We start from the raw sequence: 17,616 nt of genomic DNA, 5'->3' as shown, positions 1-17,616 counted from the left end.
TTTCTGGAAAACTAAATCAACTCCCTCTCTGTCTTGGTGAGTCTCCTAGCCCCGCTCTCCGTGATGACGAGGGTGTCCTCTATCCTCACTCCACCGAACTTGGGCAGGTATATCCCTGGTTCGATGGTTATCACCATCCCCGGTTTGAGCTTCGTATCGTCCGTCTGACTGACCCTCGGCCACTCGTGTATCTGAAGTCCGACGCCGTGTCCGGTGGAGTGTATGAAGTAGTCTCCGTAGCCGTACTCCTTGATGACGTCCCTGACGATGGTGTCCAGCTCCTTGGCCGTCATGCCGGGCCTGGCATTTTTAACACCTTTCCGCTGGGCTTCAAGAACGATCTCGTATATCTCTTTCTGTTTCGCGTTGGGTGAACCTACTATTATGGTACGCGTCATGTCCGAGTGGTAGTGTCGGTACAGGGCCCCCTCGTCGATGACTACCAGATCACCCTTCTCTATTCTCTTGTCGCTTGCCACTCCGTGGGGCAGGGCGGCCCGCCAGCCGCTGGCTATTATTGTGTCAAAGGCCGGCTTTTCAGCACCGTTCATCTTCATGACGTACTCCATCTTCGCCGCTATCTCCCTCTCGCGCTTGCCCTCGCTTATCTCCTCAAGGGCAGCCATCATCGCCATGTCCGCTATCTCGCAGGCGGCCTTTATGACCTCAATCTCTTCGGGCGTCTTGATAATCCTTAGCTCTTTGATGATGTCATCAATTGTCTTGAACTCGGTTACCCCAACCTTTTCACGGAGGCTTTGAGTCAGGGAAAAAGATGTTCCCCCCTCTATGCCCAGCCTGCGGAGTCCGAAGGAGGAAAGCCTTTCGTAGAGGTCCTTGCCGCCCTTGAACTTTTCCACAGGAACCTTTGAGGTCTCCCGAGCCTCTTCATACTCAAGTTCGGGCACCATGAAGAGCGACTCGTCTGGTGTTACTACCAAGTAGCCGCCGAGAACCGGCGATGATCCAGTGAAGTAGTACAGATTCGGAGAGGAAATTATTAAGGCCCCGTCCAGCTCGTTCTGGGACAGGAATTCTTGGAGATGTTCTATCCTCATTGATACCACCGATGGGCATTGACCTCGCTGGATAAAACTCTTTCGGAAACCCATATAAACCTCCGAGGAGAGCCCAGCATATGACCGTCTATCTTTTTGACTTTGATGGAACGCTCGTTGACAGCACAGGGGCCGTTGAGAAAGCCCTTCGCCTCGCTATCGAAAAGACGGTTCCTGCAGTTATAGAGAGCGATCTATACGACGAGTACTACAAGGCGCTCTTCCTCTTCATAAAGGGAAGGCTGACGTACCGCCATCTGGGGGTCATTCATGAGCTCGTGGCCCAGGGCACTATACACGAGTACTACAGTCTGATGCCCCGCTTCATCAGGGACTTCCCCCATGCGCGAAGGGTTGTGAGGAAGCTGCGGAGGAGGGGAAGAACCGTGATCTCCTTCTCGGGCGAACACACGTACCCAGGAGGTAAAGTACTCTTCCTCAAGAAAACCGGCTGGTACGACGAGTTTGATGAGATAATAACCTTCAAGGGCACCAGAGATATGCTCCAGAAATTCGGGACGGTGAGGGAGCTTTATCCCGATTGCCCGGTTGTCTGGATTGACGACAGCCCGAGTAGATTTACGTACATCCTGGATGAAAACGCCCTCCTCGTCCAAAAGGCCTCCCCCTACAAGAGCGATGTTGCCCTCCTCTTTGAAAGGGACAACTTCATCAAGATAACAAGCCTGAGGGAGCTCCTTGAAGTCGACGACAGCCTTACGGAGTTTGGGGATGGAACAGGAGATCAGTGCACCGGCTCACAAAGAGGCTTGCTGGGGTAATAGATCCAGAATACCCCTGTAGACTTCGATGAGGACGGGCAGGTGGAGGAGTGATCAAGCGCCTTACCTAGATCATGGCAGGGGGGCAGAACAACCGCCGTATGATCTCCCGGTTCTCCTGACGTCGAAATCCTTTAAACCTCCCAACCTTTTCTTTTCCCGGTGAGATGATGGAGTTTGTTGAGGTGCGGGAAGGACTCGCGAGGATACTCATCCCAAAGGCCAACCGTATCTACGATGCGCCGGTCTTCTACAACCCCGTGATGAGATTTAACAGGGACATAAGCACGCTGGCGGTGCGAATCCTAGGCGTCAAGTCGGTTGTCGATGCCCTTTCTGCCACCGGAGTTAGGGGTATTCGATACGCGCTTGAGACGCAGGTTGAGGAGGTCTGGTTGAACGATATAAATGAAGACGCCTTCCGTTTGATAGTTGAGAACGTGAAGCGCAACATCGAGATCGAACCGGAATTAACGGGGAGAGTGGCCAAATTCCAGGGAGCAAAGAGGATTACCGTAACAAACGACGACGCCAACAGGGTGATGGCGAACAACTTCAGACACTTCGAGTTCGTTGATCTGGATCCATTTGGCTCGCCGATGGAGTTTCTGGACACCGCCCTTCGCTCTGTCAGGCGTAGGGGAGTTCTGGCGATTACAGCAACGGACACCGGCGTCCTGTGCGGGGCGTATAAACACGCCTGCAGGAGGAAATACCTCGCCGAGCCCATAAGGAGGGAGCTGTGTCACGAAGCAGGACTTAGGATACTGATAGGCGCTGTGGTAAAGTACGCCGCCAAATACGACCTTGGCGTTGATGTCCTTCTAGCGTACTACCGTGATCACTACTTCAGAGCCTTTCTAAGGCTGAAGAGCGGGGCAAAGAAAGCGGACGATACCCTGAAGCGGCTTGGTTATGTATGGCAGGAAAAAAATGGAAGGTTCGAGTACAATGATGACTTCCTCCCCAGGCGGCCCGGAGCCCACGGCCCGCTGTGGCTCGGTCCGCTGAAGAACCAGGCGTTTGTGGAGACCCTTCTCTCTGCCGTTGAGAGCGTCCCCCTCGGTGATCCCAGAAAAACCCCTAAGTTCCTCAGAACCTTGGCCGAAGAGCTGGACGTTCCGTTCCACTACGACACCCACGCCCTCGCGAGGAGGAACAACTTCCAAGTCGGAAAGCTCACGGGGGTCATCAAAGAACTGCGTGATAGGGGGCACAGGGCAACCAGGACGCATTTTTCACCGACAGCTCTGAAGACAGATGCACCGTTTGAAGATGTGCTGGACGCCTTGCGGGATCTTCGATGACCCTCATGAACCGTCGGGAGGTCCTACGGGGACACGTTCAAGGCTGCAAAAACTTAATAAACATTGCACCCTACCTGTAAAGCCAGAACCGGGGAGGTGAATCCTTGGGGGTTTAACACTTCTGGGACTCAGAGTGGGGGCAACGTTATTTGTTGGACTAATAGCGTTACTGGTCGCGGCGTACTTCATGAAGCCGGGTGCCAAAGTTGCCGGGATGGGGAACCCCACCCTGGGCAAAAGCCTCGTTGCGATACTGAGCGGAGGAATCTTGGCAGGGATCATTGCGGCGGTACTCTTCTTCTTGCCCGGGATAAACATTATAACAACGTTCATCGTGTACATCTGCGTGATCAAAGCCATTTTCAACACCGGTTGGGAAGGGTGTTCCTGGCATGGCTTATCTCAATAATAATAGCCGGGGTTACGTTTTTTATCCTCGGACTGATAGTCGCGGCCCTGTAACGTGCTCTTCCTTTTTGACTTGGCCTGTTTCAGACTTTCACGTACTTCCACTTGCCCCTCCTAAATATCCACCAGTACATCGCGGCGCTCGTGAAGGTTTCCAGACTCATCGCGACCCAGGCCGCGACAACCCCCATGCCCTCAAGGCTCAGCGGCCCAATGGTAAATCCAAATCCCAACAGATAGGCAGGGATTATCCTGAACAGAAGTTTACTGACCGCCGTCACGTACATCGGACTCTTGGTGTCGCCGGCACCCCGCAGGGAGCCGCTTAAAACGAAAACCCATCCAAGGGGAATCTCGCTTATTCCGACTATCAGGAGATATATTGAGGCGAGGTGCAGAACCGTACCATAGTTTGGATCGCTGGAGGTCAGGAAAGGCATCACTAGATAGCGGGGAAAGAGTATAAGAACCATGGCCATGGCACTCATAAAAAGGGACACCATCTTGATAGCCTCTTTTACCGTTCTCTCAGCTTCCTCAGGTCGCCCGGCACCGAGGTTCTGTCCCACCAGGGCAGAGGAGGCAACGTTGAAACCGAAGGCAGGCATATACGCTATACTTTCGACCCTAAGACCGATCTGGTGGGCAGCCAGGGCCACGTCCCCAAAGCGCGTGACGATGCTCATGTAGAGGAAGTTGTAAAAGCTGAACAGACCCCTTTCAACGAGCGTTGGAGTCCCTATCCTCACTATGCGTCCGACCATCTCCGGATAGAAGCTCCAGCTCGGCGAGAATTTTATTATCAGCCTTCCGGAGAGGAGTAAAATCATCACAACGACCGTGGCCGTCGTTATCCCTATACCAGAAGCCCACGCGGCCCCAACTGCCCCAAGTCTTGGGAACCCCAGCTTGCCGTATATGAGGAGGTAATCGAAGGTGGCGTTGAGAACGTTCATAAGTATTCCAACCTTCATGGGCGTCTTTGTATCTCCCGCACCCCTAAGTGCCGAGTTTGAAGTGAACAGGACAAAGCGTATGGGGTAAAAGAGAAAGACAACCTTGAGATACGAGTCGGCCAGTGACAGGAGCGCATCCTTCGCCCCCATTATCCTGAGCACGTCGTCACCGAAGAACCAGCCAAAGAGCATAACCGGGACGCCGAGGATGAACGCCAAGTAGAGGCTCTGCTCAAGAACCAACTCGGCGCTCTCAAAGTCCCTAGCCCCGACGAAGCGCGCCACGAGGGCCAGGGTCCCCACGGAGACCGTCATCATTATCGGAAACATGAACCAGCTGACCTGTCCGCCAAGGCCGACGGCGGCTATAGCGAGGGCGCTCACATGACCAACCATGAGCGTGTCTACTAGGTTGAGCATCGTCTGGGAGATGTTGGCTATTATAGCCGGCCATGCCAGTGACCAGATCCTCCGCTGGGTATTATTAAACTGAAACATTAAGACGCCCCTCTAATCGATGAAAGCATCATAGAGGTTTAATAAGGTTTCTGCTATGGGTTAGATGAACATGAAGATGTTCAGAAAAGGTCGGATGGAACTCCTCACGTGAAAAACCAAAATAAAAAGAATCAGTACGCGAGGTTCCTCTTCTTCTTCCACTTGTGGGACCAGCTGTACTTCCTCATGCGCCTGCTCCTGCCGAAGCCGCAGGCGGCGCAGTAGCCCTTCTGGACGTTAAAGGCGCGCCTACCGCAGCGCCTGCACCGTATGTGAGTTGGAGTGTGATTCCTCCTTCCCTTCGGCTCTGTTCCGCTTCCCATCGTATCACCTCGCTACTCAAAGCGCTCACTCAAGCTCAACCGGGGAGATGGCCAGAACGTTGTCTCCCCTGATGACGATTTTACCGTACTTCTTAACCACCTCGCCCTCCTGAATCAGGTCGGCATCGGCGAGGACTATGTTCAGGTGTATGTCATAACCGATAAGCTTACCCCTAAACTCCGAACCCCTCTTGAGGAGCACGAGGACATCCTTATCGAGGGACTTGTGTATAACGTCAAGTGGTCTTTCCGCCATTTTCACGCACCTCCAAATAATCAAAGCTCGTAACGATAACGAGGGAAACGGTTTATAACTCTTTCCCCCTTTGAGAATCAAAAATCGAGGAGAATGGGGAAAACCCAGTTACGGGACAGTGCGTTATCAAGTTTAACTAACACTTTTTAATTTCACGAGAGCGAAACGCTTAAATACTACAAACTATCTGACTTTACTTGACAACCCCGTTGGGGGGGTCGGATGCGACAGAAAGTGGTATGGTTCGTACTTGGTGTTTTGGTTGGAAGTCTGTTTGTTGTTTCAGCGTATCCAACAAACAGTAGCGTTCAGTACTCTGTCCCAGTGGTTCAGAAGATAAACAACACAGTTCCAGTTTACTACGTGGGGAGCAACGTCTCGAAATATTTCAAGGAAGCGATACGGATGAACCCTTCACTGAGCATTAAAACTCCACATATACTTGTCGTTGAAAGTTCCCACGTGAAAAACAGCTCCCAGCTCAGGGAACTCGTGAAGAAAGAAATCCTCTCAGGAATACCTGTTATTGTTATCGGTAGTCCCGAGGTTATCAGCGGAACTTTCAGGGGCCAGTTCTTTGCAGAGCTTGTAGCTGGTAGAGGTCCAGGGAGAAAGCCGGTTAAAAAAGCAACCGTCTACGGTTACGTAACCTATCCCTCCGATGCCATTCTTGTAAGCAGAGAGTTCGTTTCCATTGATAGCGTGCCAGGGGCAATTAAAGAGGCCTACATTTGGGCGGTCAAGAACTTAAAACCCAACGCCGGAACTTTCAAACTCGGGGTAGGGCCTCTGTCATCTGGAGCGTACTGGTCTTATCAGAGTCAGCTTGATTTTACCAGCGGTGATGACTGGAAACCGTATGGCAGGCTCAACGTTAGAACAATATACTACAAGCTCATAAACGACGGATCCACAACCTACGACTGGTACGATGTACATGTGAGACAGCAATCAGTCCCAGGCAAAGAACTGTGGAGTGACTCGGAGTGGAGAACAGCGGACATGTACACTTGGGTAGACGCTGATTATTACAACAGTTATGGTTTCCTTTCTGACTATGCCCCCACTACAACTTCAGGAGCCTCAACTGTGGGAGTTTCAATTGGGGTCTCTGCTGGTGAAGATGGAGCCACGATCAGTGCATCACAATCTTGGAGCTACACAATCCCCGATGTGTTTGTGCATGATCAAAGTGACTATTCACAGGAACTTGCAAAATGGTGGCACGATGTGGCCGAAGACAAGGCGGTTGGCTCGGACACGTACCAAATCGAGCCTGGAGCAACATTGAGGTTTCCAGAGTACGGGCTCAAAGGAGTGGAAAGAACACTATGGTGTAAAATATGGGCGACCGCCGACACTAACAGAATGCATCGTATCACCCGTATTACTTTGCCATTGGTACTACTCCTCCGAGGGCTGGGTTGAGTTCCGCATTTCCATGGGATGACGTCAAAATTCTTTCTTGCTCTACTCCCTTTATTCCATCTGCAGAGCATCACCAAGAGTTTCCAAAAGCTTTTTATGAAATGGCCTTACTCCAGTTTCAGGTGGTGAGTGATGGGAGAGGTGGATAAGTACGAGATTCTCCAGGATTTGATGAGGAGAAGGGGGTTCGCCTGGGGTAGCTTTGAAATCTACGGCGGTTCACGCGGATTCTATGACTACGGCCCGCTCGGTGCGGCAATAAAACGTAAAATCGAGCGGAAGGTACGTGAGGCCTTCCAGAGGGAGGGTTTCTTCGAGCTGGAAACACCGGACATCACGCCGGAGAAGGTCTTCATAGCGAGCGGTCACGTTGAGAAGTTTGTGGATCCATTAGTGGAGTGTCAGAAGTGCGGGGCCCGCTTCAGGGCCGACCACATAGTGGAGGAAGCCCTTGGTATAGACACAGAAGGCATGAGCGCCGAGCACCTCACCCAGCTCATCCGGGAGCACAACATCCGGTGCCCGGAGTGCGGCGGTGAGCTCGGCGAGGTGTGGTACTTCAACCTCATGTTCGAAACCAAGATCGGCCCCTACGGTGACCAGAAGGGCTACTTGAGGCCCGAGACTGCACAGGGTATCTTCGTGAACTTCAAGAGGCTGAACGCCTTCGCGAGGAACCGGCTCCCCTTCGGCGTATTCCAGATAGGTAAAGCATACCGCAACGAGATTTCACCGAGGCAGGGGATGTTAAGGCTGAGGGAGTTCACCCAGGCGGAGGCGGAGATATTCTTCAACCCGAAGGAGACCGAACATCCGCACTTCGACGAGGTCAAGGACGAGGTTTTGAGGCTCTACCCGATAGAGCACCAGCTCAAGGACCTCGGCATGATTGAGCTTACTGCGGAGGATGCCGTGGAGAAGGGCTACATCATGAACACCTTCTTCGCCTACTACATGGTCATGGTCAAAAGAACGCTCCTCGACATCGGCATCCCCGAGGATAAGATACGCTTCCGCCAGCAGCTGCCGGAGGAGCGCGCTCACTATTCGCGCGACACATGGGACGCCGAGATACACAGCGAGCGCTTCGGCTGGGTGGAGTGCGTCGGAATAGCCAACCGCGGCAACTACGACCTGAGCAAGCACATGAAGATGAGTGGTGCTGACCTAACCGTCCTCATACACTACGATGAACCCAGAACAGTCAAGCACCTAAAAGTGAGCCTCAACATGAAGCGCGTCGGACCTAAGCTGAAGAAGGACGCCAAGAGGATAAACGAGCTTATCCAGGGCTGGGAAGAAGAAAAGAAGCACGAGCTGGTTGAACTCCTCGAAAGGGGCGGAAATGCTATCATCGAGGGCCACGAGCTGGAGAAGGATGACTTCATAATCAAGGAGGTCGAGGAGAAGGTAACGGGGGAGAAAATAGTGCCCCATGTTCTTGAACCCAGTTTCGGTATCGACAGGCCTTTCTACCTGCTCCTTGAGAACAGCCTCGTCGTAGATGAGGACAGGACGTACCTTAAGATCAAGAAGGATATGGCGCCGATCGAGGTCGCGGTTCTTCCTCTCGTCGCCAAGGAGCCGCTCAAAGGTATGGCCTACGATATCCTAAGAACCCTCCAGAAGGTGGGCTTCATAGCGGTCTACGACGAGAAGGACACCGTCGGCAGGCGCTACCTCCGCTACGACGAGATTGGAACCCCCTACTGCGTCACAATAGACAACCAGACTCCCGAGGACAACACCGTCACGATTCGCGATCGCGATACGAGGGAGCAGATAAGGGTGGGCATCGAGGAGCTGCCCGGGAAGCTCAGGGAGCTGATTTTCGAAGAGTAATCTCCCCCTAACTCTTTTTGGTGTTTCTAATGAAAATCCACCTCATCTACCGCCGCCTTCCGAACAGGATTCTTGAGCGTGATGATGAGGTAGTCGCTGATTTGGGAGATGTCATAGTTGCCAAATCCCGCTTTGAGGGCATGCTCGCCCCGCTGAGGGTGAACGGCGTCGAGGTAATCAATAACGGTTATAATATGCTCTATTTCGCCTTTGTCGGAGAGAACTACGACGTCCTGAAGCTCTATGACGAGAAGGGCAACTTCAAAGGCCTCTATATCGACGTTCTAGCTTATACGAGGCGCGAAGGAAATACCCTTGAGATGCTGGACCTCTTCCTCGACATCTTCGTCTTCCCGGGCGGCGAGGCCTTCCTCCTCGATGAAGAGGAGCTTGAGATGGCGCTCAACTACGGCGTTATTGACAAAGAAACGTTTGAATTCGCCTACCGCGTTGCGAGGGAAATCCTCGAAAAGATTAAACGGAATGAGTTCCCGCCCGATATCGTGTGGGAGTACATTGGAGGGATTGATAATGAGCGCGAAGTTCCTGAAGGAGACCAAGGACGGGACGATTCTACTCGTTTACGTCCAGCCAAAGGCGAAGAGGAACGAGATTGAAGGCGTTGATGAGTGGCGCGGGCGTTTGAAGGTCAAAATCAAGGCCCCGCCCGTAGATGGAAAGGCAAACAAAGAACTCGTAAAGTTCCTCTCAAAGGTTCTCGGTGCGGAGGTTAAGCTCGCCAGGGGTGAGACGAGCAGGGAGAAGGATCTGGTGGTTAAGGATCTTAAGATTGATGAAGTGAGGAGAAGGATGGGGGTATAATACTCTGGCCAGTTACAATTAAACACTTGAACCAATAACTATATAAATGATGACTTCTGAGATGTAATTACCCACCACTAAATGGGGGGGAAGATGAACAAAAGAGAGTTGGCCTACACCATATTTGGGATAGTTGTGTTGGTGATAGCGGCAACCACAACACCCGCGTTGGCAACGCAGAGTGGGGTTGTTACCCTTGACACTATTCTGCATGGTAGTTTCTCAACTGCAAGAGTTTACATAGCTGCACAGTATGAATTCCAGGGAGATCAGCTCCAGCAGGGACCAATGACTCGAGTTCATTTTGGATCTTCAAGTGGAACAGGTTCAAATGCTTACTGGTACAGTACTGATTCGTACACTACCCCCCACTCAATATACGGGCAAGGCTCTTGGCACTTAAACAACTTTGAGCACTATGGTTTAACTGAATCCTCGTATGATGGCTCAAGTGAACTTCAGGTGTATCTGCAACCAGCCGGAGATGCCCCAACAGCTAACAAACCTGCTCCCATAGGGCGGATGTCTACTCAAGTTATATCCACGGCATCGGATGAACACTTCGAGATCATTATAGAGGCATATGTGGATAGCCATGGAGGAAACTCACTTAGTAAGTATATGACTGAGAACGTGGGTGCTTCTGTTGAGATACCAATAGATATTGAATAAAGCACCACGTTATAATCTTTAATTTTTTAAATACAAATATAAGGGGGGGCTACTAGATGGGTAGGAAGAAGACCTACACATTATCTGGTTTCATCGTTATATCCCTAGGAATTATGGTCGCCATGTATCCCATCGTGAATTATTATGCATCAAATTACTCCCACGATCCTCATGCAGTTTTAAAGCCAGGAAACAACTTTGTTTATGCTGGGATAATCCCGTACCAAAAAATGCTGATTATGTACAACATAACTTACATCGGAAACGGCAAATTCAATGTGAGCTTTGACACGTATAACATAACACAAAAAACCTCTCAATGTACTACGTTTCCAGCCTCTCGAAGCCTGGGACTATAAAAGGACGGTTAAAATTGCTCTCGAAAGTGAAGCTGGTCCTCAACGAGAACGATCCTCTCATAAGAACCCTGTTCCCCTCAAGTGTTGTGACGGTCTCGGCCCTAAATAGAACGAAGACCTCAAAGCTCTCGGTTAGGGAAATCCCATTTCCCTCCGACTTCAGTCCCAGTTCCGTGGGATTCCCATTTATCTACAGCCCCTCTTTACCGGAACCGTTATCCAAGTACGTAGGGGTAAGTTATTACCGTGGAGGGGATAGGTACTTCGCCAGAGTTCTAAGGGTTATTGGTCCCAGATTCCCGGCGCCAAATACCAGCGTGATAGACGGTCTGCCCACACATGTACCGATAGGGGTGAATCCAAAACAACTCGACCTGCCCAGACTCTTACCCCGGTTGGATTGGAACTTTGCTGAACGCAATTATGCAATCATTACCGACATTGGCCTCTTCAAAACCAGCGTCCAGCCAGTCCATCAGGATTGGACCGGGGCTCTAAAATATAGCTTCACTCAGTACAGCGCCCCGGTGGATTATGTCCTTGTTTTGATGGGGATAATCCTCCTTATATTCGCCGGGAGGTCCAGCCAATGATCGTCGAGGCTGAGAATCTTGGCGTGAGCTATGGTGGGACATGGGGGATAAGGGATCTCACCTTCAAAGCTAAGACTGACAGACTGGCCCTTATTGGACATAACGGAAGCGGAAAGACCACTCTCCTTTCTATTCTTTCTGGAATAAGACATCCAACCATTGGACGAGCTATGATAAATGGGCGGGAACCATACGAACGAAAAGATAAGTGGGTTGCTATAAGGTACTCATTTGAAAAACCCCAGTTCAGAATTCCCGTTAAAGTGCGTGATCTCGTGGAGGTGCTCCAGACAAATCCACGATGTCCACGAGTAGATGAGTTCATTGAAGCCCTTGGGATAATCCAGTTCCTTGATGGGCGGATAGACTCTCTCTCCAGTGGACAGGCACAGCTCTGCAATCTGCTGGTGGCACTCTCATGCGACTCTGAAGTCGTTGTACTTGATGAACCTACGGCTCATCTTGACTCGTACCGGGCCGGTATCGTGGATGAGCTGATATCTAAGAAGAAGGGAGTCATAATAGCCACCCACGACTTTGAGGAAGGTGAAGCCGTGGCCGACTACTTTTTAATCCTAAGAGAGGGAAGGCTGGTTTGGTCGGGAACAAGAAGGGAACTTTTCTCGAACGACGTTTATGAAGTAACTCTAGTTGAAACAGGGGGGCAACTGCCGTTTAAAACCCTCTACCGCTTTGGGGCAACGTTGATCGTAAAGGCTGACGGAGATGAGCTGGTGGATATGCTGTTCAAAGGGATCATAGCTGGATTCAAACGGGCAGGGTTGCGCTATGCTTACGCGAAAAGCAGTTAAGTGGCACATTAAAAACATGTTTCCCCATCCTGTGACTGAAATGCTGCTTGGACTGATGGTTCTGGCCACGTGGTATTCTCTACAGGACGCTAAGAGAATGGGGTTCTATGAGTCCGAAGTAATTGCTGAGATGGTGTTCCTGCCTGTTTATGGTATCCTGGTGGCTTCTCATGTTTTTAAAGGACAAAGGGTCACCCTTTTCGAGCTTACCCTTTTCAACGGGCCCGGTGGAGTGTTCGTTGGGCGTTTGGTTTCCGCAATTGCAGGTCTCCTTGTTGGCATTCTAAGTGTGGCCATTACAGTCTACGTTCAGGGGCACCCTTTGTTGATGGTTTCTGTTCTCCTCAAACTGCCCACGTACCTTGCTATAATGATGGTTCTGATGGTCTGGATGGATTCCCTCGGCGCCATCATATCTTTCTACATATTAACCTCAGCGGTCCCCATGGCCCTTTTTGTAATTCTAACCAAACCGTACCCCCCCGGTACTGCCGTGAGCCTGTTGGCCTACTTCCTCTCACCGATCGGGGCTACAGTTGAAACCGGAAAGCTCCCGATACCGGTTCTGGATGGCTATACCGTAACCATATCCCTGTCCACGGTGATGATACTACTGTCATATCTAGGCTTCAAGATGAAGGACTTTAACTCTCAATAAGAAAACGACCGAGGCTACCCCACAATCCCCAGGCTCTCGTTCGTCCTCCTTATGCTATCCCACTTCTCTGCCATCTCGAACATCGCCCTTATCGCGTCTATGTTCTCCGGAACGACGTCGCTCTCCTGGTGGACCGCCTGGATGTAGAAGAGCCTGTTTCCCCTCACGTTTACACTCTCCCTCCAGACGGCAATCTCGTATAGGTTGTTCCACTCGCGGTGCAGGTCGCGGGCGAACTCTATAAGCTGTGCCGTGCTCTCAAATCCCTTCTCCTTCTCAAAGAGGAGAACGCGTGTGGTGTCCTCGAAGATATCGATGATGTCCTTTGCCTCCACCGGCTTCTTCAGGTCGACCATGATGCTGTGGACGTGCATTAGCGTGGTTGGAACGATGAAGGCACTCGTTTCGATGTTAATCGGAATCACCGTCTGCACGTCGGGGCCGTGGTGCGAGGGAACGGTAACGCCAGGGGTTATCGCGTTCACAGGCCCGCGCCTGGTGTCGTTTGGGTCTGCTGCACGGCGAATCATGACCGCGTAGACGTGGTCGACGTACTCCTGAATGGCCGAGAGCGTTCTGGTAAGGCCCGTGGTGTTGCAGGAGACGACGCGGACGTAGTCTTTTCCGAGGGCCTTCTCGTAGTTGGCCTGGGCCACGAAGGAAACCTCCGCGGTGGTAGCCTTCTCGCCGCCCTGGAAAATCGCCTTGACGCCGGTCTTCTCGTAGAGGGCCTTGTTTCTAGCCCCCATACCGCCGGGGGTGGCGTCAACGATGACATCAACCTTTTCGAGCAAATCGCCGAGCGTTCCGACAACATCAAAATCGGCCTTTTCAAACCTCAACAGGAACTCCTCGCTAGCGGCGTAGACCGGGATTCCGAGCTCCTTCGCGCGGTAAGCCTCAAAGTCCGGCCTCGTCTTGGTAACGCCCATGAGCTTCATATCATCCTGCCTCATGACGGCGTAAGCGACTCGCTTTCCTATCGTCCCGTAACCGTTAATTCCAACCTTCACCTTCATGCTACCACCGGAGAATTTTATCGCAATAAAATACTTAAACGTTGTTTTCACTCCTGGTGAAATCCACGGCAATGAAGACGCCCGAAAAGGTGATAAGGGATTAATCCAAAAGAATGAGGCCGGGATAACCGACAGGGGTGCGGTGGATGATTCCCCATGAGGTGCAGTTGATACTCAGCGAAATGGAGGCGGAGCGAATACGGGGTGCCAGCTGGCTGGCTAGAAAAGGTGCCGAGACGTACGTTCTCCTTTCGGAGCTCCTCGAAGGGGACGAACTGAAGAGGGCACTGGAAGAGTTGAGGGAGAAACTTCCGGCCATCAACAGGACCATGGCGTCTCTCTACAACCTGGTCAGGTTCATCCCGATAACAGGGGACCCCGAGCTGGTCAGGTTGAAAGCCGAGGAGTTCATCCGCATAGGGAATGAAGCCAGGACAGAAATAGGAAACATCGGAAGCGAGCTTATTGACGAGAATGAGGTGGTAATAACGCATTCCTTCTCATCCGCGGTTCTGGAGATACTCAAGGTGGCGAAGAAGAAAGATAAAGCCTTCAGGGTAATCCTAACAGAGAGCGCCCCGGACTATGAGGGAATTGCACTAGCTGGTGAGTTGGAGCGTCTGAAGATACCTTTTGAGGTCATCACCGACGCTCAGCTTGGCATCTCCGCCAAAAACGCGACCCTGGCCTTGGTGGGAGCTGACAATATTACCCAGGATGGTGCGGTCGTGAACAAGGCCGGGACGTATCCCCTCGCCCTCGCCTGTCACGACAGTGGTGTTCCGTTCTACGTGGCGGCGGAGAGCTTCAAACTCCACCCGAAGCTGAAGGGTGATGAGGTTGAGATAGTTGAGAGATCGTACACCAGACAGGGGTTCAGGGTCAGAAACCGCCTGTTCGACGTGACCCCTTGGAGGTACGTCAGGGGGATAATAACGGAGTTTGGAGTTCTCATACCTCCAAAAGAGATCTAACCCCGGATAATTGACGGTTCTTCGGGGCAGATGATGCAGAAAAGTCAGGGAAAACATAAAAGGAAGAAAGAAACCTCAGTTCTCATGGATAAGCCACATTAAAGCGCCTTTTATGAAAGGCCAGTTGCTGGCTAGGTATTTACCGTGGTAGCTGTCGCTGAGCGCCCTACTGGAACCGTAAGCTATCACCCTGCCTCTTCCGACTTCCACCGCGGCAGCGATAACGGGCTCGCTTCCCTTGGCGTTAACGACGTTCTTGCTTGCATCTATGGAGTACGCAGTGTCGTATGCCCTGACCAGCCAGACCGCGTTTCCGCTCACATCAAGGGTGTCCCCACTATAGTACATCTTCCATCCGTCCGACATGAACTTCATCGCCGGGTGGTCCGTGTTGTATACCCCAACGAACGGATAGTACGACCGGCCGCTGTTCTGATCGTCATCCTCGAGCTCATCGTCGTTGAACTTGATACCGTACCCATTGACCAGCGCGTTGAGACTCTCAAGGTTAACGTACTTGTACCAGTCACCGGCTATGAAGAGACCGCCACCGTTTTCAACAAACTCCCTCAGGGCGTTTATCTCCCCACTGGTGAGGTCCTCCTTGGGGTTGAGCAGTATAACAACGTCGTAGTCCTTGAGGACGTCGGGGGTAAGGGGCAGTTGGGTAACGTTGACTTCCCACCCGAGCTCATTCTTTATCCTTGCGGTGAGGTTGGCAACACCGACGTCGTTGACGTAGTACTGACCGTGGCCTGCGTCCACGAGGACACGGGTTATATGAATCGTGATGTTGGTGGAGGGCATCACGTTGCTCTGGTTGGAAGGCGCAACGCTGGTTCCGTTTCGGGCCCCGCCGCTGTTCGTCTGATTTCCGGTGGTGTTGGTCTGGTTCTGGGAAGCAGGCGGCTGCGTTGTGGCTTCTATCTCCTCAAGGGTGGAGGTGAGGTAGGGCATGACGTACTCGATCTCCTTGAGGACCTCCCTGCTCATGAACGCGGCTTTTCTTATGTGTATCATGACGGCGTAGTAGTAGCTTATCTGATTGGGATTCTGGACAAGAAGGCTCCTCTTGAGGGCGTTGTATATTCCGTACTGCCTCTCCATCTCTTTCATCAGGTTCTCTATCCTCTGGATGCTGGGGGCAAGGTCCCCGAAATCAACCCCGTACTGTTTGAGGGCGTTGACGGTTGCAGTGAAGTTCTCGTAGAGCGGGGTGAGGTTGGCCATTTCTTCATTGTAGAACCTCTCGTAGTAGGGGGTGAGGCCGTAGGCTACCACGTTCGGGTCGGGAGCAACCCACACGTCCCCGTACCTGAGATCGTAGGACCCTATCCTAACCTGGATCCTGTGGACCCCGGTTGAGGCGGGAAGCCACTTGTAGTTAAAAGTCTCACTCTTTCCAGGATAGAGTGTTACGGAGTTGTTGAAGACGAGCTGATCATCCACGTAAATGCGTAATGGGGCGTTTTGAGTACCTTTTCCACTGTTCTTAACGGTTACGGTTATGGTCACAGGATGACCCTCTATTGCGGGTCTAGAAGTCTTGAGTCCAGTTATGCTTATAGGCACGTAATACTCCACCACGAGCCTTGGATCTGGGTTGTACTTGTTCTCTCTGGATGCGAAGTATATGTAGTCCTTGGTGTGAACGTGGCTGAGGTTTGAGTGGAGGTAGAAGCTGACTACACCGTCACCCGGCACTTGGCCAGCGACAAACTCCGTAACGTTCCAGCTGTAGTCGTGGTTTACGTTGCCCTTGGGAAGGCTTATAACAGTCCATGAGAGGGGACCGGTCACGTTGGCTGGCTGGTTGTACCATCTAAGTGATTTCTCGCTCCAGTTGTCATCGTAGACACCGTAAACGCTTACGTTGTGAGGGAGGGTTCCGTAGTGGTTGTAGGCGTGGAGTATGAGGGTAGCCTTTATGACCACCGCCGAGGGCGGGATGTACTTGCGCAGGTCGAATTTAACGTACGTTCTCTCCTCCTTCCCGTAATACGTTCCGACGGCCAGTCTCCATGTCTTATGGTCCACATAACCGCTCTCCGCTATCCACGTATCCGCCGTGGCGTTCATGATTACGGTCTTAGTTGTGTACTCCATCTGGGCACCAACCGGTTTAAGCGCCCACACGGGTACCATACTCAGGACTAAAATGACTGCCACAACTAGTGCCCATCTCTTCATAATGAACCACCCAAAGAAAAACGGCGTTGATGTATAAATAAGTTTTTCCTTCATTTACTACAGGTCTTTATCATCGAAGGTGTTCCCTAATGCCCGCAAACCCTAAAAGCCTGAGGTCCATGATGGGATTGGTGGTCAAAATGTCCATTACCACAAAAACCGGGGACAGGGGGTTGACCGGCCTCTTCACCGGCGATCGCGTAGCGAAGTTCTCGCCGATCATGGAGGCCAACGGAACGATCGACGAGCTCGACAGCTTTCTGGGAGAGGCCAAGCACTACGTTCCAGGGGAAATGGCTGAGAGTCTCGAGAGAATCCAGGCCCAGCTCTACGACCTCATGGCAGAGATAGCGAGCAGGGGAAGGTACACGAAGGTTGATGATGGAGAGATTGGATGGCTCGAAGGACTCATCCACAGATACGAGGAAGAGGTTCAGCTACGGGTCTTTGTCCTGCCGGGTTCAACCCTTGGCAGTGCAAAGCTCGACGTATGCAGAGCGGTAACCAGAAGGGCTGAGAGGAAGGTTGCGAAGCTCGTCCTTGACTACGGCTTTGGCCAGAACGCCCTCGTCTACCTGAACAGACTGAGCGACCTGCTCTTCATAATGGCGAGGGCGATAGAGAAGAGGGAAGGAAAGCTAAAGGAAGTTAAGTAAGCA

At 51.9% G+C, this 17,616-nt stretch carries 19 protein-coding genes and 1 pseudogene; 14 read left to right on the top strand and 6 right to left on the bottom strand.

Annotated features, from left to right (window positions below; translation table 11 throughout):
* Window positions 1-11 precede the first annotated feature (11 nt).
* A complete protein-coding gene (gene pepQ, locus MVK60_RS06730; protein WP_297437794.1) occupies window positions 12-1,058 on the bottom strand; it encodes a Xaa-Pro dipeptidase PepQ in 1,047 nt (348 codons plus the stop codon).
* A gap of 80 nt (window positions 1,059-1,138) precedes the next feature.
* On the opposite strand from pepQ, the gene MVK60_RS06725 reads away from it, so the two are divergent.
* The 3 genes from MVK60_RS06725 (at window position 1,139) to MVK60_RS06715 (ending at window position 3,556) form a co-directional block, all read left to right on the top strand.
* Entirely contained in the window at window positions 1,139-1,840 is a 702-nt protein-coding gene (locus MVK60_RS06725) for an HAD family hydrolase (protein ID WP_297437754.1), read from the top strand.
* A gap of 170 nt (window positions 1,841-2,010) precedes the next feature.
* Window positions 2,011-3,147, top strand: coding sequence for a tRNA (guanine(10)-N(2))-dimethyltransferase (locus MVK60_RS06720; RefSeq protein ID WP_297437792.1), 1,137 nt, complete (start codon window positions 2,011-2,013; stop codon window positions 3,145-3,147).
* A gap of 133 nt (window positions 3,148-3,280) precedes the next feature.
* Window positions 3,281-3,556: a hypothetical protein gene (locus MVK60_RS06715; RefSeq protein WP_297437752.1), complete on the top strand. Its 276-nt coding sequence runs from the start codon at window positions 3,281-3,283 to the stop codon at window positions 3,554-3,556.
* A gap of 82 nt (window positions 3,557-3,638) precedes the next feature.
* On the opposite strand, the gene MVK60_RS06710 is transcribed toward MVK60_RS06715, so the two are convergent.
* The 3 genes from MVK60_RS06710 to MVK60_RS06700 form a co-directional block, all read right to left on the bottom strand.
* Entirely contained in the window at window positions 3,639-5,009 is a 1,371-nt protein-coding gene (locus tag MVK60_RS06710) for an MATE family efflux transporter (RefSeq protein WP_297437750.1), read from the bottom strand.
* 131 nt (window positions 5,010-5,140) lie between these two features.
* Window positions 5,141-5,332 carry a 50S ribosomal protein L37e gene (locus MVK60_RS06705; protein WP_297437748.1) on the bottom strand — a complete coding sequence of 64 codons (192 nt, stop codon included), beginning with the start codon at window positions 5,330-5,332 and terminating at the stop codon, window positions 5,141-5,143.
* Window positions 5,333-5,357: 25 nt separating this feature from the next.
* Window positions 5,358-5,588, bottom strand: a complete 231-nt coding sequence (locus MVK60_RS06700) for an LSm family protein (RefSeq protein WP_297437746.1) — start codon at window positions 5,586-5,588, stop codon at window positions 5,358-5,360.
* 222 nt (window positions 5,589-5,810) lie between these two features.
* Between MVK60_RS06700 and MVK60_RS06695 the strand changes: the two genes are divergently transcribed.
* The 9 genes and pseudogenes from MVK60_RS06695 (at window position 5,811) to MVK60_RS06655 (ending at window position 12,774) form a co-directional block, all read left to right on the top strand.
* Window positions 5,811-7,016, top strand: a complete 1,206-nt coding sequence (locus MVK60_RS06695; protein WP_297437744.1) for a hypothetical protein — start codon at window positions 5,811-5,813, stop codon at window positions 7,014-7,016.
* A gap of 132 nt (window positions 7,017-7,148) precedes the next feature.
* The gene (gene glyS, locus MVK60_RS06690) at window positions 7,149-8,858 is read left to right on the top strand and encodes a glycine--tRNA ligase (RefSeq protein WP_297437742.1); all 1,710 of its coding nucleotides are present in this window, start codon (window positions 7,149-7,151) and stop codon (window positions 8,856-8,858) included.
* A gap of 29 nt (window positions 8,859-8,887) precedes the next feature.
* Window positions 8,888-9,373, top strand: a pseudogene (locus tag MVK60_RS06685) (DUF402 domain-containing protein); the annotation flags it as partial.
* A gap of 16 nt (window positions 9,374-9,389) precedes the next feature.
* Entirely contained in the window at window positions 9,390-9,680 is a 291-nt protein-coding gene (locus MVK60_RS06680; protein WP_297437740.1) for a DUF167 domain-containing protein, read from the top strand.
* Window positions 9,681-9,773: 93 nt separating this feature from the next.
* Window positions 9,774-10,352 carry a hypothetical protein gene (locus MVK60_RS06675; protein ID WP_297437738.1) on the top strand — a complete coding sequence of 193 codons (579 nt, stop codon included), beginning with the start codon at window positions 9,774-9,776 and terminating at the stop codon, window positions 10,350-10,352.
* Between the two features lie 56 nt (window positions 10,353-10,408).
* Window positions 10,409-10,711 (top strand): hypothetical protein, encoded by a 303-nt coding sequence (locus tag MVK60_RS06670; protein WP_297437736.1) that lies wholly within the window; start codon window positions 10,409-10,411, stop codon window positions 10,709-10,711.
* A gap of 26 nt (window positions 10,712-10,737) precedes the next feature.
* Window positions 10,738-11,304, top strand: a complete 567-nt coding sequence (locus tag MVK60_RS06665; RefSeq protein WP_297437734.1) for a hypothetical protein — start codon at window positions 10,738-10,740, stop codon at window positions 11,302-11,304.
* Window positions 11,301-12,116, top strand: coding sequence for an ATP-binding cassette domain-containing protein (locus MVK60_RS06660; RefSeq protein ID WP_297437732.1), 816 nt, complete (start codon window positions 11,301-11,303; stop codon window positions 12,114-12,116). Before MVK60_RS06665 ends, MVK60_RS06660 begins: the two co-directional genes overlap by 4 nt.
* A gap of 40 nt (window positions 12,117-12,156) precedes the next feature.
* The gene (locus tag MVK60_RS06655; protein ID WP_297437730.1) at window positions 12,157-12,774 is read left to right on the top strand and encodes a hypothetical protein; all 618 of its coding nucleotides are present in this window, start codon (window positions 12,157-12,159) and stop codon (window positions 12,772-12,774) included.
* 14 nt (window positions 12,775-12,788) lie between these two features.
* Here the strand turns inward: MVK60_RS06655 and MVK60_RS06650 are convergent, their stop codons facing one another.
* Window positions 12,789-13,793 (bottom strand): phosphorylating glyceraldehyde-3-phosphate dehydrogenase, encoded by a 1,005-nt coding sequence (locus tag MVK60_RS06650; RefSeq protein ID WP_297437728.1) that lies wholly within the window; start codon window positions 13,791-13,793, stop codon window positions 12,789-12,791.
* A gap of 146 nt (window positions 13,794-13,939) precedes the next feature.
* On the opposite strand from MVK60_RS06650, the gene MVK60_RS06645 reads away from it, so the two are divergent.
* The gene (locus tag MVK60_RS06645) at window positions 13,940-14,767 is read left to right on the top strand and encodes a translation initiation factor IF-2B subunit alpha (RefSeq protein WP_297437726.1); all 828 of its coding nucleotides are present in this window, start codon (window positions 13,940-13,942) and stop codon (window positions 14,765-14,767) included.
* A 75-nt stretch (window positions 14,768-14,842) separates the two neighbouring features.
* Here the strand turns inward: MVK60_RS06645 and MVK60_RS06640 are convergent, their stop codons facing one another.
* Window positions 14,843-16,957: a DUF4350 domain-containing protein gene (locus MVK60_RS06640; protein WP_297437724.1), complete on the bottom strand. Its 2,115-nt coding sequence runs from the start codon at window positions 16,955-16,957 to the stop codon at window positions 14,843-14,845.
* A 140-nt stretch (window positions 16,958-17,097) separates the two neighbouring features.
* Between MVK60_RS06640 and MVK60_RS06635 the strand changes: the two genes are divergently transcribed.
* Window positions 17,098-17,613, top strand: coding sequence for a cob(I)yrinic acid a,c-diamide adenosyltransferase (locus MVK60_RS06635; RefSeq protein ID WP_297437790.1), 516 nt, complete (start codon window positions 17,098-17,100; stop codon window positions 17,611-17,613).
* Window positions 17,614-17,616: the final 3 nt, after the last annotated feature.

It is taken from the genome of Thermococcus sp., from assembly GCF_026988555.1.
Taxonomy (GTDB): domain Archaea; phylum Methanobacteriota_B; class Thermococci; order Thermococcales; family Thermococcaceae; genus Thermococcus.
This window is presented reverse-complemented; position numbering and strand designations above follow the sequence as displayed.